The sequence below is a fragment of the Vibrio ordalii ATCC 33509 genome (genome assembly GCA_000257205.1).
GTDB lineage: Bacteria > Pseudomonadota > Gammaproteobacteria > Enterobacterales > Vibrionaceae > Vibrio > Vibrio ordalii.
On sequence record AEZC01000075.1, the window covers coordinates 1 to 759 of the forward strand.

A 759-nucleotide genomic window follows, 5' to 3' on the forward strand; every position below is an offset into this window, starting at 1 on the left:
TTCCAGAGGGGGACGGTGCAAGTTTATAGTGTCCTCCAGGAGCAATATGCACGGAAAAATTCTTGAGATGACCGTCAGTGGCACCAAGAAGGCACTGTAAAATCATGAATTTAAAAAAGTCATGATTGTTCGCCTTGCTTTGCGCAGAGAGACTTAAAACATCAACAATTTTGGAGACACTTAGGTTGTTCTCCGATTGATATTTTTGATGTTCAGGTACACCCAAAATCTGGCAGAAATCTTCTTGGTGTCTACGAGTCACAACTCCGTCACCAAAACATCGGTCGAACCGTTTTACTGCAAGGGCTTTAGCTCCTGATTCTGCCGTTATTATCTCCATATCGGGCACTTTAAAACCAAGTTCTTTCGCTATTTGAGTACAGATGAATTCATTCTCAATGCTGCTACTCATATCTAGCACGGAGTTACTTTGAGTAATAACATCCATCGGATACTTAACTATGTGACTACTGAACGCGGTTCCCTGTGGGACATACCACCTTCCATTTGTTTTCATCAGCGTGGTTTTTCTTTGTGTACCAGATACACATGGCCTGTAGTCACCAAAACATGGAAGAAATGACTTACGCTGAGTAACGAGTTCATTTAATTCACTTGCCGAGATCTCTCGATATTTCCACCCTATATTTGGCGGCTCCCTACTCTCAGTAAATGAAATGCCGCCCGTGCAATCGTGACCAACTTTTGAGAGTAAGGTGAATACATCGTTGGATTGCACTCCCATTGAGTGAGCAAGGC

Annotated in this window: 1 protein-coding gene; it reads right to left on the reverse strand. The window is 43.0% G+C overall.

The genetic code is table 11. The annotated features are described in order from the left end of the window. Positions 1 to 759, reverse strand: a 759-nt coding sequence (locus tag VOR_RS0104725; RefSeq protein WP_010318576.1) for a HipA domain-containing protein, incomplete at both ends; no start/stop codon positions are given.